Genomic DNA, 26,587 nt, shown 5'->3' on the forward strand with positions numbered 1-26,587 from the left:
TCTCCCCACGACACCAGGCCGGCCGGGCCCGCGGCGCGGCCCCCCCCCCCCGCCCGGCCCCAGTCCCCCCCCGCCGCGGGCCCCGCGCCGCCGGCCCCCCCGCCCCGGGGGGGCGCCCGTCGCCGTTTGTGCGGAGGGGGGGCTTGACGGTGTCTCCGAGGTGGTCCAAACCTGTTGGCGGAAAAGTGGGTTGGGTGCCCTCCATCGCTGAATCCGGAACAGTATTCCGAGCCGCATTCAGTGAATGGCTACACGCGTAAACTTCGGGTCCGGCCGGCTCGGCCGCGCCGTGACATGGCACTTCACCTGCGTGAACACCGCTCTTAATCGTTCCTTACCCTTGCCCGTTGACCCGCGTTCATCAGCTCTGCTTTCCTTCATGCCCAGCAGACGGCGGAACCGACGCGCAGTCAAATTCCGAGGGTGTAGCGAACCCGATGAATTGGCATGGGCGAATTCGCCGTCGGTCCCTTCCCCACAAGGGATCGCCCGCGGCCCTCGGCCGTGCCGGGCGATCGGAACGAGAGAGGCACCCTCACCCCATGGGTCACTCCCGCACAATTCGTCGCGCCAAGTACGCGGCCCTCACCGGCATAGCGTCCCTGGCGCTCGCCGCCGCCGGTCTGGCCGGCGCGGCCGGCACCGCCACCGCGCAGGACATCTCCGGGGCGAAGGCCGACACCGGCAACGAGTTCAACCCCTGGAGCCCGCAGAACGGCGGCCACGAGTACCGCCACGGCGCGGTGCCGGGCATGAAGCAGCACGAGAACTACAAGAAGTTCGTCGCCGCGCAGCAGCAGGCGGCCGCCACCGGCCAGCAGACCCTGTCCTACGGTGGCGGCGTCGACGGCATCGGCGTCCAGAGCGGCCACTCGAAGGTCTACCTGGTCTTCTACGGGAACCAGTGGGGCACCCAGAGCACCGACTCCAACGGCAACGCGGCCTTCTCCGGCGACTCGGCCGGCGCCGCCGGTGCCACCCAGCAGATGTTCAAGGGCATCGGCACCAACGGCGAGACCTGGTCGGCCGACCTGACCCAGTGGTGCGACGGCCCCAACGTCGCCACCGGCGCCACCAGCTGCCCGTCGAACGCCAACTTCGTGCCGTACCAGAGCGGCGGCGTCCTGTCCGGCGTCTGGTACGACAACGCGGGCGCCTCGCCGCAGCAGTCGACCGGCAACCAGCTGGCCCAGGAGGCCGTCAAGGCCGCCGGGCACTTCGGCAACACGACGGGCGCGGCCAACCGCGACGCGTACTACATCATCCTGTCGCCGCACGGCACCAACCCGGACGACTACCAGAACCCGACCACCGGGTACTGCGCCTGGCACGACTGGAACGGCGACACGACGCTGAACGGCGGCGCGGCCTCCTCGCCCTACGGCGACATCGCGTTCTCCAACCAGCCGTACAACATCGACGCGGGCACCAACTGCGGCGTCGGCTTCGTCAACTCGCCCGGCACGCTGGACGGCTGGACGATGACGCTCGGCCACGAGTGGCACGAGATGATGTCCGACCAGAACCCGGCCGGCGGCTGGACCAACCACGTCACCGGCAGCAGCTACAACGGCCAGGAGAACTCCGACGAGTGCGCCTGGCTCAAGCCCGGCACCACCGGCGGCGCCGCGAACGTCTCGTTCGGCTCCTTCGGCTCCTTCGCCGAGCAGGCCAGCTGGTCCAACGACACCAACTCCTGCGCGATCTCGCACGCCATCCTGACCCACGGCAACACGGTCACCGTCACCAACCCGGGCGGCCAGACCGGCACCGTCGGCACCGCGGGCAGCCTGCAGATCAGCGCCAGTGACTCGGCCTCCGGCCAGACCCTGACCTACGCGGCCACCGGCCTGCCGGCCGGCCTGTCGATCAACTCCTCGACCGGCCTGATCTCCGGCACCCCGACCGCCGCCGGCACCTCCAGCGTGACGGTCACCGCGACCGACACCACCGGCGCCGCGGGCAGCACCTCCTTCAGCTGGACCGAGAACGGCACCGGTGGCGGCGGCAGCGCCATCACCAACGGCGGCTTCGAGGCCGGCAACACCTCCGGCTGGACCGCGGCGGGCTCCACCTCCGCCCCGGCCGCCGCCGCCCACTCGGGCAGCTACGGCGCGATGGTCGGCTCGACCAACCCGACCGGTGACTCCAGCCTCGCCCAGACGTTCACCGCCCCGGCCGGCTCCAGCAAGGTCTCCTTCTGGTACAGCAACACCTGCCCGGACACCGTGACCTACGACTGGGCCACCGCCACCCTGAAGGACAACACCACCGGCACCACCACCACGGTCCTCGCCAAGACCTGCGCCGCCACCGCGGCGTGGGCCAACAAGACGGCGACCGTGACCCCGGGCCACAGCTACACCCTCACCCTGTCGAACCACGACGACAACTACCCGGGTGACCCGACCTACACCTACTACGACGACGTGACCGTCTCCTGACGCCCGTCTGATCCTCAGCTCGACCGACCGCACCGGGGTGGGCCACACGGCCCGCCCCGGTGCGGCGCTTTTTCCTGCGGCTTTACCGCTTCTTTCCTGCTCAGGAGGGATCCGATCGCGCCCCGGCCGCGTCCAACCGGCACCACAGCAGCCCCCCACCAGCACGAGGGAACCCCACCGTGAACCTGAGACGATCCGCCACCCTGGCCCTGGCCGCCGCCCTCCTCGCCCTGACCGGCTGCGCCTCCACCGGGGCCTCCACCGGAGCGTCCACCGGGGCGGGCGCACCGGCCTCTCCCACCCCGAGCCCCGCGGCGGTCACGGTGGACGAACACGCCGACCGCACCACGGTCAAGGTCCCGGTCGGCTCGACCGTCACCGTCCAGCTCCACAGCACGTACTGGTCCGCCCCCGCCAGCTCGGCCGCCGACATCGCCGCCCCGAGCGGCACCCCGACGACCGCCCCGTCCCCGTCCTGCCGCCCCGGCGCCGGCTGCGGCACCGTGACGACGGCGTTCACCGCCCACGCGGCCGGCACCGTCCACCTCACCGCCACCCGCACGGTCTGCGGCGAGGCCCTCGCGTGCGGGCCGGACCAGCGCACCTACGACGTCACGGTGGAGGTCACGGGCTGAGCGACGCGGTTCCGGTCCGGGCGGCCCGGTTCCGGTTCCGGTCCCGGGCCGGACCGCCTCGGCCTTGGACAGCGCCGCCCGGGTGGCCGAGGATGGAGATCTTCCACCCGAGATGCGTGATGCACCCCAACACGACGGAGACTCCATGCGTTTGACGTCGAGCGGCCGCCACCATGCCGCGTTCGAGTTCGGCGACCTGCGGGTGGTCTCGTTGCGGGACGGGTACATCGACATGCCGCCGACGCTGCTCCGCGACGAGCACGGCTGCGCGTTCGACGTGCTGCCGGGCGCCGTCTCGCTGGTCGGCGGCAATCTGCGGCTGTCGGTCAACGCCTTCTTCATCACCGACGGAACGCGGTCGGTCCTCGTCGACACCGGCGCGTCCGACGCCTGGCACGACCCCACCATGGGGCTGCTCCACGACGCGCTCGACGAAGCGGGGATCGACCGCGCGCAGATCACCGACGTGGCCATCACCCATCGGCACGTGGACCACGTGAGCGGCCTGATCGCGCCGGACGGTTCGGAGGCGTTCGCCAAGCTCGAACGCGTGTGGATCGGCGCGGGCGACGCCCCGGTGTTCACGGGACGGCTGGAGCCGCTCCGCGACCGGGTCGTCCCCGTGTCGGAGAAGGCCGTGATCAACGACTGGACGACCGCGGTCCCGGCGCCGGGTCACACGCCCGGTCACACGGTCTACGACATCACGAGCGGTACCGGCCGCCTCCTCGTCTGGGGCGACACCGTGCACGTGCCCACGCTGCAGTTCGACCGGCCGAACGTGGCCTGGGAGTACGACGGCGACCAGCCCCGGGCCCGCGCCGCGCGGGCGGCTCTCCTGGAGCAACTCGCCCAGCCACGGCGGTTCGTGGCCGGCGCCCACCTCGACTCACCCGGAATCGCCCGGGTGGCCCCGGCCGGCGACGGCTACGCGCTGGAGTACCTCGCGCCGCGGATCGGCTGATCAGCCGCGCAGGTGGGCGAGGAGGCCGTCGTCCACCGGGTACGGGGGCTCCTCGGGGAGCAGTGCGTGGGCGGCCGTCAGGTCGCCGGCGCGGACGAGGCCGTGGACCTCGTGGGCGAGGGCCGTCACGTCGGTGATGCCCACGATCCACTCGTCCGCGTACCGGTGCGCGGCCTCGCCGGAGAGTCCGAGCTGCAACGCCCGGTGGGGGAGCGCCCGGAGGTGGAGGTCCCGCTCCGGATCCCACTGGACGCGGGCGGGTGCGGTCTTCAACGTGCGCTGCCAGGTGGCCCGGTCGGGGTGCAGCCCCGGCGCGTAGTGCGAGAGGCACGCGTTCCGCAGGGCCCACTCGAAGCCCTCGCGCGTGATCTCGACGGCGAGGACGGTCTCCTGGCCGGCCTTGGTGCCCCATCCGCAGCGGTACATCATCCACAGGAACGACGGCTTGATCCACGTCATGCGGTCCCGCTTCCATGCTGCGGGGAAGCGGCCGTCACGGGCGGCGGGCAGGCCGATCTCCGGCGGATACGCCTGGTGGACGGTGATCGTCTCCGGCGTGTGGCGGGCGCGGATCTGGTGCAGTGGTACTTCCATCACGGGCCCGAGCATGCCGCCCTTCGGCCCGTTCCACCAGCGGTTTTACGGGACCCACTCGGCGGTGGGGGCCGCGAGGTCGAAGACCGCGCCCGTCTGGGCCTTCATCACGCAGTCGTTGCCGAAGGTCTTGCTGTACTCCACGTGCCGCCCGTTCCACGTGCCGTACGCCTTCGCGGTGACGGCGCTGTAGACCATCGGGCACAGGCCGTTCCGGTGGGCGATCCGGTCGATGTCGCCGTCCGCCGCCGCGAGGTCCCGGCAGGCCTGGGCGGCGTGGGGGTGGCCGGTCGCCGAGCCGTCGTCGGCGCAGTGCAGGGTGGCGCTGTCGCGGCCGATCAGCTGCTTGTCGTCGGAGCCGGCGAAGACCGCGACGTTCAGCCAGTTCGCGGTCGTGGTCCGGGCCTGCGCCGCCGTGGCCGGCGCGGCGAGGGCGAGCAGGGCGAGGGCGGCGGCGACGGCGGTGGTGCGGGGCTTGGGCATGGGGGTGCTCCCTCGGGGACGGCGACCGGCCGGACGGACAACGACTCACCCGCCCCGGGGGACACGGCCCCGGGGGCCACGGCACCTGGTCGGCGGCCGGTCAGTTCCCGGAGAGGTGTTGGCGCACGCACTCCGTGTACTGGTGGAAGCTGTCGGGCTGATAGCACGCCTGCGTCCGGTTGGCGTACCAGACGAAGAAGACGGCGACGAGACCGGACGCCACGATCGCGAGGGACGACGTCACCACGGCCGTGACGGCCGCGCCCCGGCCGGTGCCGGTCCGCCGGGCCTTCCCGACCTCCGGGCACGGCTTGCCCGGACTCGCGGAGCGCGTGCGGCTGCTGCGTGGCGAGATGGAGTCCGGGCCGGCCGGGCCGCAGCAGTGGAGGCTCGCCGTCCGGCTGCCGGTACGCTCGTCGTCATGATCGCTTCGGACGCCAGCACGCCTGCCCTGACCAGCGCCGATGTGAAAGCCTCCGCCCCCGCCGTCGCCCCCGTCGCCGTCCTGATCGCGGACGACGACGCGGTGACCCGCAGCGGTCTGCGCGTGCTCCTCTCGGCCCAGCCGGGGATCGTGGTTGTCGGGGAGGCCGCCGACGGTGTCGAAGCGGTCGAGGAGGCGCAGCGGCTGCGGCCGGACGTGGTCCTGATGGACGTGCGGATGCCGCGCCTCAACGGCATCGAGGCCACTCGGCGGCTGCTGGCCGGTCCGGAGGCACCGCCGAAGGTCGTGGTGATCACCACCTTCGAGAACGACGGGTACGTCACCGCGGCGCTCAGTGCCGGTGCCTGCGGCTTCGTGCTCAAGCGGTTCCCGGTGCCCAAGATCGCGGAGGCGGTGCGGGTGGTCGCGGCCGGCGAGGCGATCGTCTTCCCGGCGGCCCTGCGGCAGATGGTCACCGCCCGCCCGCTGAACTCCGCCGAGGCGCTGCCCCGGGCGGCTCTGACGGACCGGGAGGAGGAGGTGCTGCGCCTCATGGCCACGGGTCTGTCCAACCCGGAGATCGCGGCGTCGTTCGGGGTGGGCCTGGAGACGGTGAAGACGCACGTCGGGAACGTGCTGACCAAGCTCGGTGCGCAGAACCGGACCCACGCGGTGGTGATCGCGTACGAATCGGGCCTGGTGGTGCCGGGATTCCCCGGCTGAGACGGCCGGATGGCGACCGGTCCGCCCCTCGCCGCCGAAGGTCTTCCAAGGCTTGATCCACGAGAGGCAACCGGACGCGCGTTCTCACCGTCAACAAGGGTGTGAAACTGACAGGCACGCCCTTCTTCGTCCTCTCGCTCGTCCTCGTCCCGCTCTCCATAGGCCTCCTGATGTACTTCTGGAACCGGGTGCGCGGGCCGCAGCCGCTCCGGTTCGGGGCGCGGTTCGGGATGGTGGTGTTCGCCCAGGTCACCGCCGTGACCCTGGTGTTCGTGATGGTGAACAACGACAACCACCTCTACGGAGGCTGGGACGACCTGCTCGGCACCGGCAACCACGTCCGGGCCGTGCCCGTGCCGCCCGCGGGGGACGCGACGGCGGCCGCGAACGCGCCCGGACAGCCCCGGGTGATCCAGCAGTTCGGGCCGGTGGACGACAAGGCCGTGCCGAAGGACGTGAAGACGACCGACCTGAAGGGCCGCGTCTCCGGCGTGGACGGCGAGGTCCTGGTCTGGACGCCGCCGCAGTACGACGACCCGGCCTACAAGGACAAGAAGTTCCCGGTCGTCGAACTGCTCGCCGGCTTCCCCGGCTCGTCGAGCGCCTGGTTCGGCAGCATGAACGTCTCCAAGCAGCTGGCGCCGCTGATGAAGTCCGGTCAGGTCGCGCCGTTCATCCTCGTCTCGCCGCGCGTCGTGCTGCTCCCCGCGCACGTAGACACCGGCTGCGCCGACGTGCCCGGCAAGGTCAACGCCGAGACCTGGCTGGCGCGTGACGTGCCGCAGATGGTCCTCGACAACTTCCGCGCCGAGCCCGGCCCGGAGAACTGGGCCGTGGCCGGCTACTCGGCGGGCGCGCACTGCGCGGCGCGGCTCGGCATCGCGCACTCGAACCGTTTCCACGCGGCCGTGAGCATGTCCGGCTACAACGACCCGATGGGCGAGAACGACTCGCTGACCGCCAAGGACGCGCACCTGCGGGAGGTCTCCAACCCGCTCTACATGCTGCAGCACGCGCAGACCCCGCCGGACGTCGCGCTGTACGTGACGGGCAAGAAGGGCGACGGCTACGAGGACGCGGTCGCGCTGCAGAAGGCCGCGAAGGCGCCGACCGTCGTCACCCCGGTCGAGGTCAACGGGCCGCACCTGACGTCCACGTGGGAGCCGATGGTGCCGTCGGTGTTCGCGTGGCTGACCCAGGCCGTCGGGAAGACGGGCTGATCACCGGCCCGGGCTCAGGGCTTGACGGCGACGGCCGCGTAGGCGGAGACCTGCGCGTCCGTCGCCCCGCCCGGGCCGGCGCCGTCCTCGCAGCCCGCGCCGTCCTCGCCGTCCCCGTCGTCCTCGCCGGCGTCCGGGCGCCAGCGGTGGCTGGCGACGAGGCCCGGGTCGAGCAGCTGCCAGCCGTCGAAGAAGCCGGCGATCTCCTCCCGGGTGCGCATCCGCACCGCGGTCCCGGCGGCCTGGTAGACCTGCGCGGCGCGCTCGGTCTCGGCGGGGGCGAAGTCCGGCGTGCCGTGGCTGAGCACGAGCGCGCTGCCGGCGGGCATGGCCCGCTTGAGCCGGTCGACGATCGCGTGGGCGTCGTCCTCGCCCGGCACGAAGTGCAGCAGCGCGACCAGGCTGAGCGCCACCGGCCGGCCGAGGTCGAGGGTGTCGCGCAGTTCGGCCGAGCGCAGTATGGCCTCCGGTTCGCGGACGTCCGCCTGGACGTAGGCGGTGCGGCCCTGCGGGGTCGAGTGCAGCAGCGCCTGCGCGTGCGCGTACACGATCGGGTCGTTGTCGGCGTAGACGACGCGTGCCCGCGGATTCACTCGTTGGGCTACTTCGTGCAGGTTGGGCGAGGTCGGGATGCCGGTGCCGACGTCGAGGAACTGGTCGATGCCGCGGTCCGCGAGCAGCCGGGTCGAGCGGTGCATGAACGCCCGGTTGGCGCGGGCGGCGGTGCGGGCCCACGGGAAGACGGCCATCGCCCGCCCGGCCGCCTCGCGGTCGGGCGCGAAGTTGGTGGTGCCGCCGAGGAAGTAGTCGTACATCCGGGCCGAATGCGCCCGGTACAGCTGCAGATCCACCTCGGCACCGTCACTGCCCGTCCCCACGGCTCCCCCTTCGCCACGATGCCCGGGGCCCAAGAATAGGTGAGGAACCGTCAGTTCCGTCCGTAGTCCTACTTTTCCGTCCGCTCCGCCGGATCCGCGCGCCGCCATTGCACGACGAGCCCCCCGATGCGCTTGCATGTGTCACGGGGGCGCGCACGTTCCCCTTCGACCACACGGGAAGGTCCACGGCATGACCATCAACCGGGGCGCCCGCTTGAGACTCACCTTCGACGCCTTCTGCGGCACCCACGAGCCCGCCTGGATCGCGTTCGCCCGCACCCAGGTCGGCCCGCAGGGCGACGCGGCCGCCCTCGTGGTCCGCCGCACCCGGGAGCACCTGCACCGAAACTGGGCGCTCGCGCTGCGCCAGGAGGTCCCGGCCGCCTACGCCTGGCGCCTGCTCAAGGAGCACCTCGCCGCCTGGCTCGCCGCGCAGGGCGAACCGGCCGCCGTCCAGACGGCCGCGATGGACGCCGCGATCGGCCGCTTCTGCCACCGGGCCGGCCTGCGCCCGGAGACCCTCGCCGAACAGCTCGCACTGCTCGGCGCGGTCCTGGCCCTGCCCGAGCGCCAGCGGGACGCCGTCGTCCTCGCCTACTGCCTCGGCCTGGCGGACGAGGAGGCCGCCGCCTACCTCGGCATCCCGCCCGCGACGCTGCGCGCGCACCGCCGCCAGGCCCACCGCCGCATCGCGCGGGCGGTGGGGCGGCCGGACTTCGCGTCGGGGCGGCTCGTGGTACTGGAAGCGTGTCAAGGGGAGGAACGATGACGGGGGCGGCGTACGGACGACTACTGGGCTGGGTGGACGGGGGCAGGCACGAGGGGGCCCGGCACGTCACGGTCGTCCCGTGCGCGCTGGCCGCCTCGCCGTCCCTGTCGGACCGCGTGACGGCCGCGCCCGCGCCGTTCCCGTCCGAGCACGAACAGGCCGCCCACGAGCTGGACCTGGCCACCGCGCTGGTGCTCGGCGCGCCGCAGGCCGGCCGCTCGCTGGACCTGCTGGTGAACAGTCACCGCATCCACCCCGAGGGCGCGCTGGTCTTCGGGTGCCTGCTGGCCGTCACCGGCCGGGACGACCCGGCCCAGTTCTGGTGGCAGTTCGCCGCCGGCTCGGGCAGCTCCACCGCCGCGTACCTGCTGCACCTGCACCACCTGCGGCTGGGGGAGCCCCGGGACGCCGCCTACTGGCGGGACCAGGCGGAGCGCCTCGCGGCCGCCCCGCGCCGCAGGCACCGTCCTCTCCGGGCCACCGAGCCGCTGTTCCCGGACGACGTACGCCACGACATCCTCGCCCGCTGCCACGAGGGACTCCACCCGAAGCTGCCGACCGCCCTGGAGGCGGCGATCAACCGCCTCACCGTCACCTCCGACGACGAGGACTACGGCGAGATCCCGCAGCCCCGCTCGGCCCTCGTCTCGGAACTGGCCGCCCCGGAACGGGCGTAGTGCCGTGGCACTGGTGAGCGCCCGTGCCGCCCCTCCGCGACGGGAGGGGTGGCACGGGCCGGGCGGGCATCCGTCAGCGGGTCAGCACTGGCGCAGGCCCGGCGCCGGGTCGGAGGAGGTGAAGACATCGACGGCGGGGACGTTGCCCCACGGGCCCTGGTCGGTCTGGGTCCAGTACCAGATGTCGTTGCCGCCGGGGTGGGTGTCGCCGTGGCCCCAGCAGTCGAACCAGTTGTAGCCGCCCACCAGGGTGCCGCGGGTCGCGGAGCGGTAGGAGCGGTCGGCGAAGGCCCGGGCGCCGGCGTTGTTGCCGCACCACAGCCTGCCGTCGCCGTGCACGCTGCAGTCGGCGGTGACGGCAGGCCTGGCGGAGGCCTCCCGCATGCCGGGCGCCGCGCCGGCGCTCGGGGCGGTGGCGACGAGGCCGGCGGTGAGGACGAGGACGGCGAGAGCGCCGGGGACCTTACGACTCATCGGCATGGGACATCCCTTTCTGGACAGCGGGCCTTGCTGGACGACGGGCTGTGCTGGACGACGGGCTGTGCCGGACGACGGTGTCCGGCCGACAGGCCGTGCCGCGCCGAGGAGTTGCGCACGAACGACCGGCGGCGCACTGCGGCCTTTCCCGTGAGGCAAGGCTTACCTGGCCGGGTCCGGGCGGGCTATCCATCCGCGGCTGCTCCGCCGCTGCCGTGGATGGATAGTGCCCCGCCGGGCGCGGACGGTCTAATGGATGCGTTCTCGCGGGGGCCGGTTCTCGCGCAGGACCGCCGACGGCGTCCGTCCGTACGTCTTGCGGTACGTCTCGGCGAATCGGCCCAGGTGTGTGAAGCCCCAGCGCAGGGCGACCTCGGTCACGGTGCTCGCGGTGGCCTCCCCACGGGCCATCGCGAGCAGGTCGCGGTGGGCCGCCTCCAGCCGGACGTTCCGCAGGTGGGCGAGCGGGGTCGTGCCGAGCCGGCTGCGGAAGCCGGCCCGCAGGCTGCGCACGCTGACCCGGGCGGCCACGGCCATGTCGGCGACCGAGATCGGTTCGTGCGCGTGGTCGCTGCAGTAGGCGAGGGCACGGCCGACGGCTCCGGCGGGTGCCGCGCGGTCCGGGCCCGACCAGGGGCTGATCCGGTGCGGCTGGGCGTCCAGGAGGCCGTGGACCAGCAGCTGTTCGAAGTGCCCGCGCGCGAGCGGCGAGGCGTCGAGCAGGCCGGACTCGGCGGAGCGGGTGAAGCTCTGCACGGCGCTCAGCCATGCGGCGACGGTGCCCGAGCCGGTGTCGAGCACCGGGTCGAAGCGGGTGATGCCCGACGGCGTGTCGCCGAGCCGGACGGCCAGGGCGTCGTCGAGGGCCTGGCGGGTGATCAGGACGACGCGGTTGAGGCTGTCGCCGTTCCAGGCCATGGCGAGCCGCTGGCCGGGCCCGGCGATGCTGAGCGTCGTGGGCAGTTCGGTGCCGTCGACGGTGACGGTGCCGTGGCCGGCGAGCGGGATGTGGACGTTGTAGAACCTGGCCAGTTCGCCCGGGTCGATCTCCACGGCGGTGCCGTACCCGAGGTCGTAGACCGAGACGGGCCCGGCCCAGATCCGGCGGAACTGGCCGTCGGCGCGCCGGTCGTGGTCGACGACGCGCAGGCGGTGGGGCGAGAAGTGGGCGCTGACCAGGGCGTGGAGTTCCTCGACGTCTCCGCCCTGGTAGAGCAGGCCCGCACGGGCGTCGTCGGCGTGCGGGCCGGGATCGAAGTCAGCTGGCATGGCCCCCCGGCCTTCTCTGGTGGAATATCAGGTGTCACCTGGGTCGTTGAAAGTTGTTGGATCGGCCCACAATAGCGTGCACATGACAGATCGTTCCCGGGGGCGGGGATGAGAAAAGCCTGGGAGGTGCCGCGATGCGCGGCACCTCCCAGGTCGTGGGGTGTCAGTCCGTCGGCCGGTCAACCCGCCAGCCGGTCAACCCGCCAGTCGGCCGGCCGGTCAGCCGGCCGGTGCGTCCGTCGGGCAGCGCGTCCCGGCGGCCGGGACGGTGCCGTCCACCAGGAAGGCGTCGACGGCGGTCCGGATGCAGCTGCTCGCGCCGTACCCGGTGTGCCCCTCGCCCTCGCGGGTCAGCAGGACGGCGTTGCCCAGCTCGGAGGTGAGCTTCTCCGCCCACGCGTACGGCGTGGCCGGGTCGCCGCTGGAGCCGACGACGACGATCGGGTTGGCGGCGGCCGACTTGACCGCGTGCGGCTTCTCGGCGGAGGCGGCCGGCCAGGTGCGGCAGTCCGGGTCGAACAGGGCGGCCGCCGGGTTGTGCTTGCTGACCAGCGGCGCCTTGGCCGCGAGGTCGGCGAGCGCGGCCTGGAGCTGGTCGGCGGGCGGGGTGTTCGTCGCGCCGTCGGCGCAGTGGATCGCGGTGTACGCGTCGGCCGAGGCCTTGTAGTGCCCGTCCTTGTCGCGGCCGGAGGCGCCGTCGGCGAGCTGGTAGAGGTAGTCGCCCTTGCCGCGCATCGCGGCCTTGATGATCTCGCGCAGCGGCTTCCAGTCCCGCTCGCCGCCGTACAGGTTGTCGAGCACGCCGTTCCAGGCGGCCGTGGCGGTGAGGGTGCGGCCGTCGGAGGTGGTGAGCGGCTTGTCCTTGAGGCCGTCGAGGAAGTCGGCGAGCTTCTGCGGGGCCCGGTCGGGGTCCTGGCCGAGCGGGCAGCCGTCCTTGCCGGCGCAGTCGGCGGCGAAGGCCTTGAGGGCGCGCTCGAAGCCGGCCTGCTGCTCGACGTTGTGCTGCACGAGGCTGGTGGACGGCGAGGTGGCGCCGTCGAGCACCAGGTGGCCGACGCGGTCCGGGAACTCCTCGGCGTAGAGGGAACCGAGGTAGGTGCCGTAGGACATGCCCAGGTAGTTGAGCTTCTGGTCGCCGAGGACCGCGCGCAGGACGTCCATGTCGCGGGCGGTGTTGCGGGTGCCGACGTACGGCAGGACGCTCGCGTACTTCGCCTGGCAGGCGTCGGCGAGCGCCTTGCCGTGGTCGTCGCCGGGCTGGTCGGTGGTGAGCCAGCCGTCGCGGGCGTGGTCGTCCAGGCAGTTGATCGGGCTGGTGGCGCCGGCGCCGCGGGGGTCGAAGCCGACCATGTCGAAGCGGTCGTGCAGCGTGGTGCCCTTGGACTGCTTGGCACCGGCCTTGACCATGTTCACCCCGGAGCCGCCCGGGCCGCCGGGGTTGAGGAGCAGCGAGCCGACGCGCTGGTCGGGCTTGCCGGCGGGGTCGCGGACGACGGCGACGTCGAGCGTGCCGGTGGCCGGGTTGGCGTAGTCGAGCGGCACCTTGAGGGTGGCGCACTGCAGGGCGGAGTCGTCCGTCGTGCCGGTCTTCGGGTCCGGCGGGCAGGCCGCCCAGGCGAGTTGCTGGCCGTAGAACGCCTTGAGCGCCGGGTCGGCGGCGCCGGTGGGCCTGGGAGTCGGCGTCGGCGTGGCGGTCGGCGTCGCCGCGGTGGTGGCGCTGGGTGAGGGCGTGCCGGAGGCGGCGGTGGTGCCGCCGCCCGAGCTCGTGCAGCCGGCGAGGAGTGCCGCACCGAGGGCGGCGGTGACGGCCACGGGCAGGGTGGCGCGTCGCGAGGGACGGAGGTTCTTCACGCGCACACACATATCATTCGCCTGCGACATCGATCGTACGGGGAGGGTCCTTCCCGCCCCCGGGTCCGCGGCAGAAGCCGGACAAAGGGCGACGAAGTGCGGCCCGCGGCCGTTCGCATGCGGCCGGGAGGGTGCCGTGCCGGTTGCCGCGAACTCCATTCACAGCCTTGTCGATCAGTGGGACGCTGTGGCCATGACAGATCAGACCGCAGCCCTGCCGCTGCGCGACCCCGCACCGGCCGCGGGCGGACGGCGGCGCCAACTGGCCGCCGCCACCGTCGGATCGGTGGTCGAGTCCTTCGACTGGAACGTGTACGCCGTCCTCGCACCGTACTTCGCGGCGGACCTCTTCGGCCACGGCAAGGGCGGCGTGAGCGGGCTGCTCGCGGCGTACGTCGGTTTCGCGGTCGGCTTCGTGGCGCGGCCGGTCGGCTCGTTCCTCATCGGCCGGCTGAGCGACGGCCGCGGGCGGCGCTTCGGCCTCACGCTCAGCATGTCGGTGATCGCCGCCGCCAGCCTCGGGATCGCGCTCCTGCCCGGACAGCAGACCATCGGCGTGTGGGCGGCCGTCCTCGCCGTCGCCGCGCGCGTCGTCCAGGGGCTCGCCTTCGGCGGCGAGACGCCCACCGTCGCCGCGTACGTGACGGAGACCGCGCCGCCGCGCCACCGGTTCGCGTTCAGCTCCGTGTCGTACGGCGGCATCATCATCGGCTCGCTGATCTCGTACGGCGTCCTGGCCGTGCTGCTCCACACCCTCGGCAAGGAGGGACTGAAGCACGGCGGTTGGCGCTGGGGCTTCGTCGCCGCGGCCGTGCTCGGCCTCGCCGCCGTGTGGGTGCGGCGGGCCGCGCCGGAGAGCGAGGAGTTCCACCGCGGCCGGGCCGGCGGGGAGAGCGGACGCCCCGGGTTCCTCGATACGGTGAGCCGCCACCGCTGGGCCGTGCTCACCGTTTTCCTGCACACCCTCGGCGGCACGATCGGCTACTACTTCGCGCTGGTCTACCTGCCGCAGTACGCCGCGGCCTACGGCGTCATCGGCAAGGAGGAGGCGGCCTCCTTCATGACGGTCGTCCTCGCCGTCGTCCTCGCCACCATGCTGCTCGGGGGCGTACTCGCCGACCGGGTGGGCCTGTTGCCGGTCATGCGGACCGCCTTCGCCCTCACTGTCGTGCTCGTGCTGCCGCTGCTCGCCGCCATGCGGCACGGCTGGCTGTCCTTCCAACTCGTGGCCGTCGTCCTGGGGATGCTCGTCGCCACCCAGCTCGGCACGCTCAACGTCTTCACCGGCATGCTGTTCCCGACCGCCGTGCGGGCCGTCGGCGTCGGCGTCGTCAACGCGGCCACCATCGCGGCGTTCGGCGGCACCTTCCCGCTGCTCGCCGAGTGGCTCAACGGCCACCACCGCCTCGGCGTGATCCCCTTCTACGTCACGCTCTGCTCGCTCGGGCCGCTGCTCGCGACCTTCACCGTCCTGCGCGTTCCCGCGTTCACCGCCGCGATCCGGAACTCCCGCCCCCGCACCGCAGGTGGTCGTGTACAGTCCGAAGCCGGCTGACGTTCGGTCATCTTCCGCAACCGAAACGGCCGAAGAGGTCATCCCGGGAGGAACCATGGCACAGCGCGACGAATCCGGCGACTGGCTCGGCCTGCGGGCGTCGGAGCAGCCGGCGGAGCCGCTGCCCTCGCTGGACCTGCGCACCGACCGCGCCCACCCCGCCCGGGTCTACGACTACCTGCTCGGCGGCAAGACCAACTTCCCGGTGGACCGCGAGGTCGGCGACCGCATCCTCACCGAGTGGCCCGGTTCGCGCACCGCCACCCGCGCGGCCCGGGCCGTCATGCACCGGATGACCCGCCACCTCGCCCAAACCCACGGCGTGCGCCAGTTCCTCGACGTCGGCACCGGCATCCCCACCGGGCCCAACCTGCACGAGGTCGCCCAGTCCGTCGACCCGACCAGCCGCATCGTATACGTCGACAACGACCCGATCGTGCTCGCCCACTCCCGGGCCCTGCTCACCAGCGCGCCCGAGGGCCGCACCGCCTACGTCGAGGGCGACTTCCGCGACCCGGAGCACTTCCTGGCCGACCCGGCGGTCGCCGGCACGCTCGACTTCGACCGGCCGATCGCCCTGATGCTCGTCAACCTCGTGCACTTCCTCTCCGACGAGGCGGCGCACCCGCCCGTCCGCAAGCTCCTCGACGCCCTCCCGTCCGGCAGCTTCCTCGCCCTCACCGCCGGCACCGCCGACACGATCCCCGAGCTGGTGGCCATCGGCTCGAAGCGGTACTCCGAGGCCGGCATAGAGAACCACCTGCGCACGCGCGCCGGCGTGGAGCGCTTCTTCGACGGCCTGGAGCTCGACGACCCCGGCGTGACCCTGATCAACCGCTGGCGCCCCGAGCTCGACGACGAGCCCGCCCTCGCGGACCACGAGGTGTCGGCCTACGCGGGCGTGGCCCGCAAGCCGTGACGCCGGCCGGGCGCCCCGGTGTCCCCCGCCGGCCGGCTCTACCGTGCGCCGGACGGCGGAGTCACCGGCGCCCCGACGGTCCTACAGCTGCGCGAGGCCCTGGCGGAGGCCGCCGGCGGAGCCGGGGTCAGAGCCTGACCAGCCGCTCCAGCATGAACTGCTCCTCGGGCGAGACGTCGAGGAACAGCGACCGGACCAGGTAGCGGCCCTCGGGTACGCGCACCCGGATCGAGTCGGCCTCGGTGACGTCCTCGCCGGCCACCAGGCAGTCCATGAGCCGGTAGTCCCCGTCGAGCGAGACCGCGCAGGCGTCCTCCCAGCCGTCCGAGTCCATCGCCCGCTCCACCGCGCGCGCCAGTCCGAGGTCGTCCTCGGCCGTGTACCAGCGGGCGAACGTCAGGTGCTCGGCGAAGTAGGTCGCGGGGAGCGGCTCCCCGCCCAGGACCAACACGTCGCCGTGGCCCGGCAGGTCGACCCGCGCGGCGTACTCGTCGCAGGCGTCCCCGGCCTCGGTGCCGTCCCACGAGACGACGTACGGCTCCGGGCACAGGGCGTAATAGCCGAAATCGGTCCCGTCGATCCACTTCAGCGCCGACCTGACCACTCGTTCTCCCGCTCTCCGTGCCTGATGAGGCGATCAAGGCTACCGGCGGATCCGCGGGGCCCTCGGGCCGGCCGCCGTGAATCGGGCGGGCTCACACCATCGCCATGACATGAACATGCGAGTAAAGTTCTGCGACACCAATGGCCCGGGTGACACAGGGGGAGTCCGTGAGCATCGCACGCAGACAGTTACTCAAGGGATCGTCGGCGGCCGGGGCCGCACTCGTCGCGGGCCTCGCCGCGCCGACGTCCGCCGCGGCGGCGCCCACGCCGCTGTTGCAGTCCACCCCGCACCGGCTCGGGGCGCCGAGCGTGAGCGGGATCCACCTCCAGTTCGGCAACGACCCCTCCGGCGAGATGACCGTCTCCTGGATCACCCCGCAGTCCGTCCGCCACCCCCACGTGCGGGTCGGCTCGCCGGACGGCGGACTCGGACGGGTCGTCGAGGCCGAGACGCGCACCTACCGGGACGCGCTCTCCAAGGACGAGGTGTACGTCCACCACGCCCGCCTCACCGGGCTGCGGGCCGCGACCACGTACCTGTACGCCGCCGGGCACGACGGCGCCAATCCCGAGACGGGGTCCTTCACGACCGCGCCGCGCGGCCGGGCCGCCTTCACCTTCACCAGCTTCGGCGACCAGGGCACGCCCAACCTCCGCCGCAAGGTCGAGTTCCCCGACGGCGTCCCCTCCCCGCTCGGCAAGTACCCCGTGTACACCAGCAGCCAGATCGGATCCCCGGCCTCCGCCGACATCGTCGCCGCCGTCGAACGCGTCGGCCCGCTGTTCAACCTCGTCAACGGCGACCTCTGCTACGCCTCCTACAGCGGCCGGCACGGCCAGAGCCGCACCGGGACGTGGGCGGACTGGTTCATCTCCAACAGCCGCTCCACCCGGCTGCGCCCGTGGATGCCGTGCGCCGGGAACCACGAGACCGAGAGCGGGAACGGCCCGATCGGCGCCCTCGGCTACCAGACGTACTTCGACCTGCCCGAGTCCGCCGCCTCCGCCGACGAGGAGACGGCCGGCATGTGGTACGCGTTCACGGTCGGCGCGGTGCGCTTCATCAGCCTCGCCAACGAGGACGTCGCCATCCAGAACAGCAGCGAGATCTACCTGCGCGGGTACTCGGGCGGCGCCCAGGAGCGCTGGCTGGAACGCGAGTTGCGGGCCGCCAGGAACAGCCGGGCGATCGACTGGATCGTCGTCTGCATGCACCACCCGATGATCTCGACGTCCAAGCACGGCAGCGGCAGCGACCTCGGCATCCGCGAGGCCTGGGGCCCGCTGTTCGACGAGTACGGCGTGGACCTGGTCGTGAGCGGCCACGAGCACTACTACGAGCGCTCCCACCCCGTCCGCGGGACGCTCCCCAACGACGTCCGCACACCGGTCCCGTCCGGGACGGACCCCGACTTCGCCGACACCGACCACGGCACCGTCCACATGGTCATCGGCGCCGGCGGCAACGCCGCGACCACCCAGGACGACCTGTTCGAGACGAAGCAGGGCCGCGTCGTCGTCGCACTGGAGCCCAAACCGGCCCCGGGCGCCCCGTACCGCGAGTCGGTCTGGGTGACGGAGGACGCCCCGTGGGCCGCCGTCCAGGACCGCGAACACACCCACGGCTTCGCGGCCTTCGACGTCGACCCGGGCGACCGCCGCGGCGGCCGCACCCGGATGAAGGTCACCTACTACACCTTCGACGGCCCGCACGGCGACCTCACACCGGTCGACACCTTCACCCTGGAACGCTCCCGCGCGGACGCCTGGGACGACTGAGGGCGCTGTCCGGTCGCCCGGTCCGCGCCCCGGCCCGTCACGCGGTCGGGGTCGCAGGCACGCGGGCGCGAAGTCGCCCGTGGGGGAGACGTCGCCGATGCCTCTGCCCCCGGTGGCGGGCCGGGGGCAGAGGAGATCAGCGGTGGAGGTCAGCGGCGGATGAACGCCGTCAGCCTGCTCCACCAACCGCCGCGCTGGTGCGGGATGGTGACGGCCACCGGTTCCGCTGCGACGGGCGGCTCAGGGGCGAGGGCCTCGACCTCCACCTCGGGCGTCGGCGCCGGCTCGGGAGCCGGCGCCTCCTCCAGGATCACCGGAGTGAACTCGACCGGGAGTTCGACGAGGTGGCGGGCCAGCCACGCCGACGTGTAGTCCAGGTCCTTCTCCTCCTCGGCGAGCCGCAGGTCCGGCAGCCGGGTGAGCAGGTGGTCGATGCTGGTCTCGGCGATGGCGCGGCCGATGTCCTGGCCGGGGCACTCGTGCGGGCCGCTGCCGAAGGACAGGTGGGAGCGGTTGCCGTGCAGCGGCGCGTTCCGGTCGGGCCGGACGACCGGGTCGAAGTTGCCCGCCGCGAGCCCGAGGAGGAGCAGGTCGCCCGCCTCGATCTGCTGCCCGCCGAGCTCGGTGTCCCCGGTGGCCCACCGGCCGGCCACCAGGATCATCGGCGGGGAGTCCCACAGCACCTGGTCGAGCGCCTCCGCGAGGGTCATGTGCCCGCCGGACAGGCTGGCGCGGAAGCGCGGGTCGGTGAGGACCATCTTCAGCGTGTCGGCGATCAGGTTGACGGTGGTCTCGTTGGCCGCCAGCAGCACGACCCGCAGGTGCTCCAGGACCTCGTCGTCGGTGAGCCCGGCCGGGTGCCGCATGAGCGAGGTGACGAGGTCGTCGCCCGGCTCGACGCGCTTGCGCTCGATGGCCCGGCGCAGGCTCGCGACGACGTACTCGTTGCTCTCGATCGCCGTCGCGGTGCCCCGCATGAGGTCGCGCGCCGCGTCGACCAGGCGCGGACCGTACTCGCGGGGCATGCCGAGCAGCTGCGTCAGGACCAGCATCGGCAGGTGCTCGGCGAACTGGCTGACCAGCTCGGCGTGCCCGGTGCGCCCGAAGTCCCGCACCATGGCGTCGACGAAGCCGATGACGTGCCGGCGGATGCCCCGGTGGTCGAAGCCGCCGAGCCCGTCGTTGAGGGCACCGCGCAGGCGCCGGTGCTCCTCGCCGTCCGCGAACACGCACAGCGGCTGCCACGCGACGACCGGCATGAGCGGCGAGTCCGCGCCGACCGTCCCGTCCTTGAACTTCGTCCACAGCCGGGAGTCGCGCGAGAAGAGCGAGGGCGTGCGCATCGCCGTGAGGTTCGCCGCGTGGCCGAGGATCAGCCAGGCCGGCACGTCGCCGTACAGCAGCACCGGCGCCACGTCGCCGTGCTCGGCGCGGAGCTTCTCGTACACCGCCCACGGGTCGGCCTCGGCCTCGGGCCCGTACAGGCGTCGCACGCCGTTCGGGCCGATCGGGCCGATCTCGGGGCGGCCGTGCGCGGGGCAGCCGGGCGGCGGGGCCACCGCGAGATCGTCGGGAAGTGCACTGTCGGAGTGCGGAGTTGTCACAGGGTCTCCGGGATCGGACGGGATCGGAACGGACAGGGAAGGTGGAACGGCCGGGCGGGCGGGGGAGGGGCCGGACCGGACGGGGCGGCGGCTCACGCCCGCTTCGCGGCGCAGTCGTACAGGTAGCGCATCAGGGCCATGAGGACGTCCCGGCAGGATTCGCGCCGCCGGGCGTCGCAGGTGACGATCGGCACGTCCCGCGGCAGGTCGAGGGCGGCCCGCAGCTCCTCGACCGGGTGCGCGGGCGAGTCCGGGAAGCCGTTGATCGCGACGACGAACGGCACGCCCCGGTCCTCCAGCCGCCCGATCACCTCGAAGCTGACCTCCAGCCGGCGGGTGTCGACCAGCACCACCGCGCCGAGCGCGCCCTCGAACAGGCCGTTCCAGAGGAACCAGAACCGCTCCTGCCCGGGGGTGCCGAACACGTACAGCACCAGTTCGTCGCTGATGCTGATCCGGCCGAAGTCCATCGCGACGGTCGTCTCGGTCTTGCGCTCGACCCCGGCGACGTCGTCGACGCCCTCGCCCTCCTGGGTCATCGTCTCCTCGGTGGTGAGCGGACGGATCTCGCTCACCGAACCGACCAGGGTCGTTTTGCCGACCCCGAAACCTCCGACGATCACGACCTTGACCGCCGAGGTCGCGGAGGCCGGCAGCAGGTCCGAGGCCGCCGGCCCGACCAGCGTGTCAGAGTCGCTGTAGTCCATGGATCACCGCCTCCAGGAGGGCACGGTCGGGGAAGTCCGCCGGGGGTACGGCGGCGCGGGCCTCGATCAGCTCGTCGTCGAGCAGGTCCGCCAGCAGCACGGTCACCACGCTCGTCGGCAGCCGCAGGTAGGCGGAGATCTCGGCGACGGACAGGGGTGAGGTGCACAGCCGCAGGATCGCCGCGTGCTCGGGCTGCATGCCGGGCCGCGGGTCCCTGCGGGTGACGATCAGGGTGACCAGGTCGAACGGGGTCGGCCCGGCCGGCCCGCTGCGCCCGCCCGTGATGACGTACAGGCGCTCCGGGTCGTCGTCGTCCCGGCGCCCGCCGGGGCCGGGGTCAGTCATGAGTCCACCTTTCGCTCGCTCATGCGACCTGCTCGCCCTTGCGCGGCGGCGTGGTCAGGTGCTCGCCGATCCGGGCGACGAGGTCGCGCATCTGCGAGCTCACCAGCCCGGCGTCGACGCCCTCGTCGGCGAGCACGGCGAGGTACGCGCGCGAGCCCGCCGCCATCATGTAGAAGAAGCCGCCGCTCACCTCGATCACGACCATCCGCATCCCGCCGTCCCCGTGCGGGAACTCGTGCGCCACCGCCGTCGCCAGGCTCTGCAGGCCGGCGCAGGCCGCCGCGAGACGGTCGGCGGCGTCCGGGTCGGTGCCGTACTGGGCCATCCGCAGGCCGTCCGAGGACAGGACGATCACGTGCCGGGCGTACGGGACGCTCAGCGCCAGGTCCTTGAGCATCCAGTCCATGTTGGTGCGCTGCTGAATCACTGCTCGCCTTTCCCTGCCGTGTTGTCTCTGGTCTGGTCGGCTCCGCCGGGGCGCTCGCCCGAACCGGGGGGCGACGCCTCGCCGTTGATGCCCTCCAGGAAGGCGGTGAGCCAGATGCCGGGCTGCACCGGCTCCTTGGCCGTCTCCTTGGGCTGCGGGACCGGTCCCGCCGTGTCCCGCGCGGGCGCGGGGTAGCCGGTGCGGCCGAGCGTCTGGCGGTGGCGCCGGCGCTGGGGCAGCCCGTTGGCGCCGCGTTCGGTCACCACCGGCAGGTCGTCCATCGGTCCGGGCCCGTGCCCGTTCGCCCGTATCGGTCCGGCCGGCACGTGGCCCGACGTCATCGGGGCGGAGGACACCGGACCGGACGGGACCGGGCCGTTGGGCATCGGACCGGTGCCGGCCCACGGGGAGTTGGCGAAGGCCGGGCTGTTGACCGACAGCGGCGGCGGACCCCACGGCCGCGACGAGGACTTGGACCGCGGCTGGTTGGCCGGCAGCGGGCGCGGGCCGGAGATGGAGCCGATGCCGTGCGCGCGACCGGTGGCCGGCGCGGTGGTGATCAGCTCGCGCGGCACGACCAGCACCGCGCGGATGCCGCCGTACGCGGACGGGCGCAGCGTGACCTGGAAGCCGTACGCGCGGCACAGCCGCCCGACGACGGCCAGGCCGAGGCGCGGGGTCTCGCCGAGGTCGTTGAGGTCGAACTCGCCCTGCGCGTGGCGCAGGACCTCCTCGGCGCGGGCGTAGCCGTCCTCGCTGAGGCCGAGGCCGCCGTCCTCGATCTCGACCGCTATCCCGGTCTGCACCTCGGAGGCGGTGAGGTGCACGTGGGTGTGCGGCGGGGAGTAGCGGGTCGCGTTGTCGAGGAGCTCGGCGACCGCGTGGATGAGCGGTTCGACGCCGGGGCCGATGACGGCGACCTCGGGGGTGGGGTGCAGCGAGACGCGCTGGTACTCCAGGATGCGCGACATGCCGCCGCGCAGCACGCTGTAGAGCGCGACCGGGCGGCTCCACTGGCGGCCGGGGCGGGCGCCGGCGAGGACGGCGATGGAGTCGGCGAGGCGGCCGGTCAGGGCGTTGCCGTGGTCCAGGCGCAGCAGGTCGTCGAAGACGGCCGGGTCGTTGCCGTGCCGGTCCTCCATCTCGCGCAGGTCGCGGGCCTGGCGGTGGATGATCGCCTGGACGCGCCGGGCGATGTTCACGAAGGCGCGCTGGGAGGCCTCGCGCTGGGCGGTCTCCTCGTCGACGGCCCGCAGGACGCGGTGCAGCAGCTCGTCCCGGGCGGCCCGGTACTCGGGGCTGAGCATCGGGTCCCTGGACTCGTAGGCGTGCATCGCCGTGTCGACCGAGTTGGTCGCCTGGAGGCGGGCCAGCGCGGCGGGCAGCTCCTGCCGGGAGAGGGCGACCATGGTGGCGTCCTGCCGGAGCATCTTCTGGCGCAACTCGTCCGTCTGGCGGGCGTGTTCGCGGCGCAGGAGGGACAGTGCCCGGCCCCGGCGGCCCGCCTCGGCGGCCACCAGGGCCACCGCGGCCGTGGCGGCGATGCCGCTCCAGATCACCTCGGGGCGGGCGCCGGAGACCGCGATCGCCACGGCGGCCACCGCGGCGGCGGCGAGCACGGCCATGGGCAGCAGCCATCCGGGCGGGGGCGCGGTGGGCCGTCTGCCGGGGGACGATCCGGGTCGAAGCATCAGCATCCTCAAACGGTCGGAAGGGGACATCGGAAGGGGGTCGGGGGCGGTGGTCCGAGGCAGCATAGCCGGGTCTCGACATTTCTGAATGAAACTCAAAATTACTGTGGCAGTGCTGACTTGTGCGATCTTGCCGGACATGTCAGACATGTCGCACGGGTGCGCGACCGCTGGTGCCCGGTCCGGCCCCCGTCCCGCCGGGGCCGGCGCCCGCACCAGGTTTCTCGCCCCGGGGCGCTCGCACCGGCAACCCGCCCGGGATTCGCCCATGCGGAGGGTTTCTGCGCGAAGTGGCTTCCGGGGGACCGGAGTTCGTGCTACCGAGGGTCAAAAGTCCCGAAGCGGTCCCACCCGAAAGAGTGAGGTGTCGCGGGCGCACGCGAAGACGCCGCCGCGAGGAGGTGCCTCGCGACGGCGTCCCGTCGGATGTGGTGCGGGTTCTCGGCTGGGGGTTGTTCAGCGGGGGAGGATCTCCAGGAAGACGCCCTGCACTCCGGGGCGGTGGGCCAGCAGGTAGACGGTGTGGTTGTCGGAGCTGACGGTCATTCCGTAGCTGAAGTCGGCGTCGGTGGGGAGCGTCTCGCCGGGCACGGCGGCGTAGTCGGCGGTGGAGTCGAAGGCCACCAGGGAGAGCCGCTTCGTGGTCTGGTCGTACGCGGCGCGGCGCAGGAGGCCGCCGGCCGGGGTGGTGGACGGCGCGCCGCCGGTGGAGAAGTCGGGCGTGAGCGTGACCGGGGCCGTCGCGGTGTCGCTGTCGGTGTCGACGGGGTGGGCCAGGCGGGGGTCGCCGGGGTCGCTGTCGGTGACGATCAGGTGGGTGCCGTCCTTGGTGTAGGTCGCGTAGATCACCTGGGCCGGGAGGTTCGCCACGGTGCCGACGGCGGTCGGGGTGCCGGCCGAGAGGTCCAGGTGCACGAGGCTGGTGCCGGAGCTGACGTAGGCGTCGGTGCCGCCGGGCCGGACGGCGATCCGGCGCACGTAGCCGTCGGGCATCGGCACCTCGCCGGTGAACGCGCCCTGCGCGGTGGCGAAGGTGAGCACCCGGCCGGGCGTCCGGGTCGGCGGCTGCCCCGGCCGCAGGTACCCGCTCGGCCCGTCCTGGGCGACGAGGACCGTGCCGCCGTCCGTGCCGATGGCGACCTGGTAGGCGCCGCCGTCCTTCCAGGTGTCCGGCCGGATCTCCGGGGGCAGGGGGACGGTGGCGACGACGGTGTTCGTCGTGGTGTCGACGACGTACAGGACGAGGCCGCTGACCGCGTACACCCGGGTGCCGTCGGGGCTGATCGCCGATTTGTCGGAGGTGTAGTCGAGGCCGCCCAGGGGGATCTCGGCGGTGACGGTGCCGGCCGCGGTGTCGACCACCTTGAGCTTGCCGTCGGCCGTGACGTACGCCCTGCTGCCGTCCGGGCTGACCACGACGCCGGTCACCACCGTGCCGACGGGGACGGCGGTGACCGGCGTCGTGGCCGTCCCGTCCGCGAGGGCGGTGCCGGCGCCGCCGGCCAGGAGCGCCACGGTCGTGGCCAGGGCGGTGGCCCAACGGGCCTTCCTTGCACGTGAGTTCATGTCACATCTCCTCAAGTCGGTCTGCTGCGCGACAGGTTATGGGAGAAGTGTGAAGAGGGAGTCGAGTTTCCCCACTGTTTGTTTCCAGGGTGGCGAGAGGCTCCCAGGCAACATGTGTTGCGCAATGAGCAATGAGTGTTGACGCCCGGTGCGGAGCGGCCCTACAGTGCGGCCGTGACTATCGATGATCTTGCTCACCGCATCGCCGCCGACGTCGCCGGCGAAGGCGGCCTCGCCGGCCTGCACCGGCTGTCCGAAGTGATCGCCGTCCTGGAGGACCGCCGCACGGCGGTCATCGACGAGCTGCGCCGCGGCCGCTACGCGACCTGGGAGGAGATCGGCCGCGCCTGCGGGATGACCCGCCAGGGCGCCACCCGTCGCTGGTCCGGCAAGCTGCGGGCCCGCTCGTTCGGCGCCGCGGCCGGCGCGTACCAGCAGGGGCGGCCCGGCTACCCGCTGGCGCTGATCGGCTCGGCCGTGCCGCGCGAGGCCCGCCGGGTGCTCGACCTCGGCGCGGGCACCGGAAAGCTGACCCGCCTGCTGGTGGACGCGGGCCTGGACGTCGTCGCCGGCGAGCCGGACGAGGCGATGCGCGACCAGCTCGCGGCGGCCGTTCCGAGGGCGGCCGTGCGGGGCGGCTCGGCCGAGCGGATCCCGCTGCCGGACGGCAGTGTGGACGCAGTGGTCGTCGCGCAGGCCTGGCACTGGTTCGACCAGGGCACCGCCGTGCCGGAGATCGCCCGCGTCCTCGCCCCCGGCGGCACGCTCTCCCTGATCTGGAACGTCCGCGACGAGTCCGAGCCGTGGGCCGCCGAACTCGGCGCCCTGATGCACCGCTCGGCGAAGCAGACGATCGACACCAAGCCCGTCGTCCCCGCCCCCTTCGGCGCCCCCGAGCGGCTGGAGATCCGCTGGGAGCACGTGACGACGAGGACCGGGATCCTCGACATGGTCGCCTCGCGCAGCTACGTCATCACCCTCCCCGAGGCCGAGCGCACCCGCCTCCTCGCGGACGTCGAGCACCTCCTCGGCACCCACCCCGACCTCGCGGGCCACGAGGAGATCGCGATGCCGTACGTGACGAGGTGCACGCGTGTCCGTCTCTGACCCCGACGGGGTGACCATCCGCCGGCTGGGCGCGGGCGACGCGGAGGTGTACCAGACCTTCCGTCTGGAGGCCCTCCGGGAGACGCCCGAGGCCTTCACGTCGAGTCACGCGGAGGAGTGCGCGAAGCCGCTCGCGGTGTCCGTCCGCCGGCTGGCGGAGGGTGCGGTGCTCGGCGCGTTCGCGGCGGACGGCGGGCTGATCGGCACGGCGGGCCTCAGGCTGCGCGCCCGGGGCCAGGAGCGGCACAAGGCGACGCTGTTCGGCATGGCCGTGGCGCCCGCGGCGGGCGGCCGGGGCGTCGGCCGGGCGCTGGTCGCGCGGACGCTCGAACTGGCCGCCGCTCACGACGAGGTGCAGCAGGTGCTGCTGACGGTCTCCGAGGGCAACGAGGCGGCGCTCCGGCTCTACACGTCGTGCGGCTTCGAGGTGTGGGGCCGGGAGCCGGGGGCCGTCGTGGTCGGCGGCCGGGCCGTGACGAAGCTGCACATGGTGCGCTTCCTCGACTCCTACCAGTCCCGCTCGGCGATCAGCTTCTCGGCGTCGGCCTCCGGGAACCCGTAGGCGTTCGCGATGAACCAGAAGTCCTCGGCGATCTCCTCGCGGGCGACCGTCTCGATCTCGCTGCCGGCGGCCTCGAACGCCTCCTGGAGGACGTTGAACTCCTCGGTGGCGCCGGCGGTGAGGCCGTACAGCGCGTCGAGGTCGCCCGGCCGCTCGGCCTCGATCCGCTCGCACAGCCGCCGCAGGATGGCGCACCCCTGGTCGACGACGGCGTCGGGGAAGTAGTCGTCCCGGTACAACCCGGGCAGGAACGAGTACTGGAGGACCTGGGCGTTGGTGATCGGCATGGCGTGCTCCCTGTCGTGGTCGG

Annotated in this window: 27 protein-coding genes; 13 read left to right on the forward strand and 14 right to left on the reverse strand. The window is 73.0% G+C overall.

What is annotated here, in order from left to right:
• Window positions 1–542 precede the first annotated feature (542 nt).
• The 3 genes from ACFV4G_RS01450 (at window position 543) to ACFV4G_RS01460 (ending at window position 4,043) form a co-directional block, all read left to right on the forward strand.
• Entirely contained in the window at window positions 543–2,444 is a 1,902-nt protein-coding gene (locus ACFV4G_RS01450; RefSeq protein WP_380435374.1) for a putative Ig domain-containing protein, read from the forward strand.
• A gap of 179 nt (window positions 2,445–2,623) precedes the next feature.
• Window positions 2,624–3,079, forward strand: coding sequence for a hypothetical protein (locus ACFV4G_RS01455; RefSeq protein ID WP_380435375.1), 456 nt, complete (start codon window positions 2,624–2,626; stop codon window positions 3,077–3,079).
• A 145-nt stretch (window positions 3,080–3,224) separates the two neighbouring features.
• A complete protein-coding gene (locus ACFV4G_RS01460; protein WP_380435376.1) occupies window positions 3,225–4,043 on the forward strand; it encodes an MBL fold metallo-hydrolase in 819 nt (272 codons plus the stop codon).
• Here the strand turns inward: ACFV4G_RS01460 and ACFV4G_RS01465 are convergent, their stop codons facing one another.
• Window positions 4,044–4,637, reverse strand: a complete 594-nt coding sequence (locus ACFV4G_RS01465; RefSeq protein ID WP_380435450.1) for a DUF4291 domain-containing protein — start codon at window positions 4,635–4,637, stop codon at window positions 4,044–4,046.
• 45 nt (window positions 4,638–4,682) lie between these two features.
• The gene (locus ACFV4G_RS01470; protein WP_380435377.1) at window positions 4,683–5,120 is read right to left on the reverse strand and encodes an SSI family serine proteinase inhibitor; all 438 of its coding nucleotides are present in this window, start codon (window positions 5,118–5,120) and stop codon (window positions 4,683–4,685) included.
• 179 nt (window positions 5,121–5,299) lie between these two features.
• Between ACFV4G_RS01470 and ACFV4G_RS01475 the strand changes: the two genes are divergently transcribed.
• From ACFV4G_RS01475 to ACFV4G_RS01485, 3 genes are all read left to right on the forward strand, one after another.
• Window positions 5,300–5,545, forward strand: a complete 246-nt coding sequence (locus ACFV4G_RS01475; protein ID WP_380435378.1) for a hypothetical protein — start codon at window positions 5,300–5,302, stop codon at window positions 5,543–5,545.
• Window positions 5,542–6,267: a response regulator gene (locus ACFV4G_RS01480; protein WP_380435379.1), complete on the forward strand. Its 726-nt coding sequence runs from the start codon at window positions 5,542–5,544 to the stop codon at window positions 6,265–6,267. Before ACFV4G_RS01475 ends, ACFV4G_RS01480 begins: the two co-directional genes overlap by 4 nt.
• A 101-nt stretch (window positions 6,268–6,368) precedes the next feature.
• Window positions 6,369–7,487 (forward strand): alpha/beta hydrolase, encoded by a 1,119-nt coding sequence (locus tag ACFV4G_RS01485; protein ID WP_380435380.1) that lies wholly within the window; start codon window positions 6,369–6,371, stop codon window positions 7,485–7,487.
• 14 nt (window positions 7,488–7,501) lie between these two features.
• Here the strand turns inward: ACFV4G_RS01485 and ACFV4G_RS01490 are convergent, their stop codons facing one another.
• Window positions 7,502–8,338 (reverse strand): SAM-dependent methyltransferase, encoded by an 837-nt coding sequence (locus ACFV4G_RS01490; protein ID WP_380435381.1) that lies wholly within the window; start codon window positions 8,336–8,338, stop codon window positions 7,502–7,504.
• A gap of 217 nt (window positions 8,339–8,555) precedes the next feature.
• Here ACFV4G_RS01490 and ACFV4G_RS01495 point away from each other — a divergent pair, with 217 nt between their 5' ends.
• Together ACFV4G_RS01495 and ACFV4G_RS01500 are read left to right on the forward strand one after the other, a co-directional pair.
• Window positions 8,556–9,134: a sigma factor-like helix-turn-helix DNA-binding protein gene (locus tag ACFV4G_RS01495; RefSeq protein ID WP_380435382.1), complete on the forward strand. Its 579-nt coding sequence runs from the start codon at window positions 8,556–8,558 to the stop codon at window positions 9,132–9,134.
• Entirely contained in the window at window positions 9,131–9,811 is a 681-nt protein-coding gene (locus tag ACFV4G_RS01500) for a hypothetical protein (RefSeq protein WP_380435383.1), read from the forward strand. Before ACFV4G_RS01495 ends, ACFV4G_RS01500 begins: the two co-directional genes overlap by 4 nt.
• Before the next feature lie 81 nt (window positions 9,812–9,892).
• Here ACFV4G_RS01500 and ACFV4G_RS01505 read toward each other — a convergent pair whose 3' ends face one another.
• The 3 genes from ACFV4G_RS01505 to ACFV4G_RS01515 all read right to left on the reverse strand — a co-directional run bounded on the left by ACFV4G_RS01505 (window position 9,893) and on the right by ACFV4G_RS01515 (window position 13,408).
• Entirely contained in the window at window positions 9,893–10,291 is a 399-nt protein-coding gene (locus ACFV4G_RS01505) for a hypothetical protein (protein ID WP_380435384.1), read from the reverse strand.
• 246 nt (window positions 10,292–10,537) lie between these two features.
• Complete coding sequence (locus tag ACFV4G_RS01510) at window positions 10,538–11,557, reverse strand: AraC family transcriptional regulator (protein WP_380435385.1); 1,020 nt, start codon at window positions 11,555–11,557, stop codon at window positions 10,538–10,540.
• 219 nt (window positions 11,558–11,776) lie between these two features.
• The gene (locus ACFV4G_RS01515; protein WP_380435386.1) at window positions 11,777–13,408 is read right to left on the reverse strand and encodes an alpha/beta hydrolase; all 1,632 of its coding nucleotides are present in this window, start codon (window positions 13,406–13,408) and stop codon (window positions 11,777–11,779) included.
• 193 nt (window positions 13,409–13,601) lie between these two features.
• Here ACFV4G_RS01515 and ACFV4G_RS01520 point away from each other — a divergent pair, with 193 nt between their 5' ends.
• Both ACFV4G_RS01520 and ACFV4G_RS01525 read left to right on the forward strand, forming a co-directional pair.
• Window positions 13,602–14,963: an MFS transporter gene (locus ACFV4G_RS01520; protein ID WP_380435387.1), complete on the forward strand. Its 1,362-nt coding sequence runs from the start codon at window positions 13,602–13,604 to the stop codon at window positions 14,961–14,963.
• A 55-nt stretch (window positions 14,964–15,018) separates the two neighbouring features.
• Window positions 15,019–15,882 (forward strand): SAM-dependent methyltransferase, encoded by an 864-nt coding sequence (locus ACFV4G_RS01525; RefSeq protein ID WP_380435388.1) that lies wholly within the window; start codon window positions 15,019–15,021, stop codon window positions 15,880–15,882.
• A gap of 127 nt (window positions 15,883–16,009) precedes the next feature.
• Here the strand turns inward: ACFV4G_RS01525 and ACFV4G_RS01530 are convergent, their stop codons facing one another.
• Window positions 16,010–16,486, reverse strand: a complete 477-nt coding sequence (locus tag ACFV4G_RS01530; protein WP_380435389.1) for an Imm21 family immunity protein — start codon at window positions 16,484–16,486, stop codon at window positions 16,010–16,012.
• A gap of 167 nt (window positions 16,487–16,653) precedes the next feature.
• Here ACFV4G_RS01530 and ACFV4G_RS01535 point away from each other — a divergent pair, with 167 nt between their 5' ends.
• Window positions 16,654–18,267, forward strand: coding sequence for a purple acid phosphatase family protein (locus ACFV4G_RS01535; RefSeq protein ID WP_380435390.1), 1,614 nt, complete (start codon window positions 16,654–16,656; stop codon window positions 18,265–18,267).
• A 149-nt stretch (window positions 18,268–18,416) separates the two neighbouring features.
• On the opposite strand, the gene ACFV4G_RS01540 is transcribed toward ACFV4G_RS01535, so the two are convergent.
• The 6 genes from ACFV4G_RS01540 to ACFV4G_RS01565 all read right to left on the reverse strand — a co-directional run bounded on the left by ACFV4G_RS01540 (window position 18,417) and on the right by ACFV4G_RS01565 (window position 24,608).
• Window positions 18,417–19,826 (reverse strand): cytochrome P450, encoded by a 1,410-nt coding sequence (locus tag ACFV4G_RS01540; protein WP_380435391.1) that lies wholly within the window; start codon window positions 19,824–19,826, stop codon window positions 18,417–18,419.
• 137 nt (window positions 19,827–19,963) lie between these two features.
• The gene (locus ACFV4G_RS01545) at window positions 19,964–20,578 is read right to left on the reverse strand and encodes an ATP/GTP-binding protein (RefSeq protein WP_380435392.1); all 615 of its coding nucleotides are present in this window, start codon (window positions 20,576–20,578) and stop codon (window positions 19,964–19,966) included.
• On the reverse strand, window positions 20,559–20,924 hold the full coding sequence (locus tag ACFV4G_RS01550; protein ID WP_380435393.1) for a DUF742 domain-containing protein: 366 nt from the start codon (window positions 20,922–20,924) through the stop codon (window positions 20,559–20,561). Before ACFV4G_RS01550 ends, ACFV4G_RS01545 begins: the two co-directional genes overlap by 20 nt.
• A 19-nt stretch (window positions 20,925–20,943) precedes the next feature.
• The gene (locus ACFV4G_RS01555; RefSeq protein ID WP_329925671.1) at window positions 20,944–21,351 is read right to left on the reverse strand and encodes a roadblock/LC7 domain-containing protein; all 408 of its coding nucleotides are present in this window, start codon (window positions 21,349–21,351) and stop codon (window positions 20,944–20,946) included.
• Window positions 21,348–23,042, reverse strand: coding sequence for a sensor histidine kinase (locus tag ACFV4G_RS01560; protein ID WP_380435451.1), 1,695 nt, complete (start codon window positions 23,040–23,042; stop codon window positions 21,348–21,350). The genes ACFV4G_RS01555 and ACFV4G_RS01560 overlap by 4 nt, the downstream gene beginning before the upstream one ends.
• Window positions 23,043–23,498: 456 nt before the next feature.
• Window positions 23,499–24,608 carry a hypothetical protein gene (locus ACFV4G_RS01565; RefSeq protein WP_380435394.1) on the reverse strand — a complete coding sequence of 370 codons (1,110 nt, stop codon included), beginning with the start codon at window positions 24,606–24,608 and terminating at the stop codon, window positions 23,499–23,501.
• Between the two features lie 174 nt (window positions 24,609–24,782).
• Here ACFV4G_RS01565 and ACFV4G_RS01570 point away from each other — a divergent pair, with 174 nt between their 5' ends.
• Both ACFV4G_RS01570 and ACFV4G_RS01575 read left to right on the forward strand, forming a co-directional pair.
• Complete coding sequence (locus ACFV4G_RS01570; RefSeq protein ID WP_380435395.1) at window positions 24,783–25,715, forward strand: class I SAM-dependent methyltransferase; 933 nt, start codon at window positions 24,783–24,785, stop codon at window positions 25,713–25,715.
• Window positions 25,702–26,277: a GNAT family N-acetyltransferase gene (locus ACFV4G_RS01575; RefSeq protein WP_380435396.1), complete on the forward strand. Its 576-nt coding sequence runs from the start codon at window positions 25,702–25,704 to the stop codon at window positions 26,275–26,277. The genes ACFV4G_RS01570 and ACFV4G_RS01575 overlap by 14 nt, the downstream gene beginning before the upstream one ends.
• Here the strand turns inward: ACFV4G_RS01575 and ACFV4G_RS01580 are convergent.
• A complete protein-coding gene (locus ACFV4G_RS01580) occupies window positions 26,223–26,564 on the reverse strand; it encodes a DUF5713 family protein (RefSeq protein WP_380435397.1) in 342 nt (113 codons plus the stop codon). The two genes, ACFV4G_RS01575 and ACFV4G_RS01580, sit on opposite strands and share 55 nt — an antisense overlap.
• Between the last annotated feature and the right edge of the window lie 23 nt (window positions 26,565–26,587).

The organism is Kitasatospora sp. NPDC059747 (assembly GCF_042732955.1).
In the GTDB taxonomy this organism is placed as follows: domain Bacteria; phylum Actinomycetota; class Actinomycetes; order Streptomycetales; family Streptomycetaceae; genus Kitasatospora.

Coding starts and splice junctions, on each gene's coding strand:
- ACFV4G_RS01460 (WP_380435376.1), top strand. CDS start 3,225: ATGCGTTTGACGTCGAGCGGCCGCCACCATGCCGCGTTCGAGTTCGGC.
- ACFV4G_RS01465 (WP_380435450.1), bottom strand. CDS start 4,637: ATGGAAGTACCACTGCACCAGATCCGCGCCCGCCACACGCCGGAGACG.
- ACFV4G_RS01560 (WP_380435451.1), bottom strand. CDS start 23,042: ATGCTTCGACCCGGATCGTCCCCCGGCAGACGGCCCACCGCGCCCCCG.
- ACFV4G_RS01450 (WP_380435374.1), top strand. CDS start 543: ATGGGTCACTCCCGCACAATTCGTCGCGCCAAGTACGCGGCCCTCACC.
- ACFV4G_RS01550 (WP_380435393.1), bottom strand. CDS start 20,924: ATGACTGACCCCGGCCCCGGCGGGCGCCGGGACGACGACGACCCGGAG.
- ACFV4G_RS01500 (WP_380435383.1), top strand. CDS start 9,131: ATGACGGGGGCGGCGTACGGACGACTACTGGGCTGGGTGGACGGGGGC.
- ACFV4G_RS01545 (WP_380435392.1), bottom strand. CDS start 20,578: ATGGACTACAGCGACTCTGACACGCTGGTCGGGCCGGCGGCCTCGGAC.
- ACFV4G_RS01505 (WP_380435384.1), bottom strand. CDS start 10,291: ATGCCGATGAGTCGTAAGGTCCCCGGCGCTCTCGCCGTCCTCGTCCTC.
- ACFV4G_RS01580 (WP_380435397.1), bottom strand. CDS start 26,564: ATGCCGATCACCAACGCCCAGGTCCTCCAGTACTCGTTCCTGCCCGGG.
- ACFV4G_RS01480 (WP_380435379.1), top strand. CDS start 5,542: ATGATCGCTTCGGACGCCAGCACGCCTGCCCTGACCAGCGCCGATGTG.
- ACFV4G_RS01565 (WP_380435394.1), bottom strand. CDS start 24,608: ATGAACTCACGTGCAAGGAAGGCCCGTTGGGCCACCGCCCTGGCCACG.
- ACFV4G_RS01525 (WP_380435388.1), top strand. CDS start 15,019: ATGGCACAGCGCGACGAATCCGGCGACTGGCTCGGCCTGCGGGCGTCG.
- ACFV4G_RS01510 (WP_380435385.1), bottom strand. CDS start 11,557: ATGCCAGCTGACTTCGATCCCGGCCCGCACGCCGACGACGCCCGTGCG.
- ACFV4G_RS01470 (WP_380435377.1), bottom strand. CDS start 5,120: ATGCCCAAGCCCCGCACCACCGCCGTCGCCGCCGCCCTCGCCCTGCTC.
- ACFV4G_RS01520 (WP_380435387.1), top strand. CDS start 13,602: ATGACAGATCAGACCGCAGCCCTGCCGCTGCGCGACCCCGCACCGGCC.
- ACFV4G_RS01495 (WP_380435382.1), top strand. CDS start 8,556: ATGACCATCAACCGGGGCGCCCGCTTGAGACTCACCTTCGACGCCTTC.